Here is a 1,346-nt window from a genome sequence, read left to right as displayed (position 1 = left end):
AGCTGTTCAAGATCCTCGAACGAACCGAACCGAACAACGATGAGAAGCCCAACAACCTCCCCAAACGGCTTGACTCGATATAGCAGCCTCGGGGGTTCGTTCCCGCAGCCTGGCGTCCCGTCCGAAGCTAGTGTCCTGAGTCGGAGATTCGTCGTTGGTCTGGTGTGACTCGTCCTGGACCGAAGATTCCGCCGGTGGTGCTGTCCGATGCCGAGCGGGAGATGTTGCAGTCGTGGGTGCGTCGTCGTTCGAGTGCCCAGTCGTTGGCATTGCGATCACGCATCGTGCTGGAAAGTGCAGACGGACACGCGATCGCGGAGGTCGCCCGGCGGCTGGGCATCACCACGGACACCGTTCGGGCCTGGCGGCGACGCTTCCTGGAACGCCGGCTCGACGGCTTGTGCGATGAACCCCGGCCCGGTGTCCCGCGGAAGATCACCGACGCCGATGTGGAACGTGTGATCGCCAAGACGCTGGAGGAGACGCCGAAGGGTGCGACTCACTGGTCGACGCGGTCGATGGCCGCGGCGACCGGGATGTCGCAGTCGGCGATCTCCCGGATCTGGCGGGCCTTCGCCCTCCAGCCGCACCGGGCCGAGACGTTCAAGCTGTCCAAAGACCCGTTGTTCATCGACAAAGTCCGTGACGTGGTCGGCCTGTATCTGGATCCGCCGGAGCGGGCCCTGGTGCTGTGTGTGGACGGGAAGTCGCAGATCCAGGCCCTGGACCGATCGCAGCCGGTCTTGCCGATGATGCCCGGGGTGCCCGAACGCCGCAGCCACGACTATGTGCGCGCGGGCACGACCACGCTCTTCGCCGCCCTGGACACTGCGACCGGCAAGGTCATCGGCTCGCTCCACCGCCGCCACCGCGCGGTGGAGTTCAAGAAGTTCCTGCTCAAGCTCGACAAGGAAGTGCCGGCAGACCTCGAAGTCCACCTGATCCTCGACAACTACGTCACCCACAAGGTTCCGGCGGTGAAGACCTGGTTGGCCGCCCACCCGCGCTTCCACCTGCACTTCACCCCGACCGGCTCGTCGTGGCTGAACCTGGTCGAGCGGTGGTTCGCCGAACTCACCACGAAGAAGCTCCGCCGGGGCGTTCACCGCTCCGTCCAGGCCCTCGAACGCGACATCCGGGCCTGGCTCACCGACTGGAACGAGCACCCCCGGCCCTTCATCTGGACAAAGACAGCCGACGAGATCCTCGACAAAATCGCCACCTACTCCCGACGAATCTCCCACTCAGGACACTAGGAGTTGTCCGGCCGATCATGTGACTACTCCCTGCTCAGGTCGTTGATGGGGTCATGGGGCGGGGTGATCTGAGTGATGCCGAGTGGGAAC

General features: G+C 64.6%; 1 protein-coding gene. It reads left to right on the top strand.

The window, feature by feature from the left end; translation table 11 throughout:
* Positions 1-221 precede the first annotated feature (221 nt).
* Positions 222-1,256 carry an IS630 family transposase gene (locus ACFXGI_RS38745; protein WP_384717798.1) on the top strand — a complete coding sequence of 345 codons (1,035 nt, stop codon included), beginning with the start codon at positions 222-224 and terminating at the stop codon, positions 1,254-1,256.
* Positions 1,257-1,346: the final 90 nt, after the last annotated feature.

This window comes from Streptomyces sp. NPDC059355 (assembly GCF_042752335.1).
Classification (GTDB): Bacteria; Actinomycetota; Actinomycetes; order Streptomycetales; family Streptomycetaceae; genus Streptomyces.
This window is presented reverse-complemented; position numbering and strand designations above follow the sequence as displayed.

Bases quoted from the DNA above. Each gene is read 5' to 3' on its own strand.
- ACFXGI_RS38745 (WP_384717798.1), top strand. From the start codon at position 222: ATGTTGCAGTCGTGGGTGCGTCGTCGTTCGAGTGCCCAGTCGTTGGCA.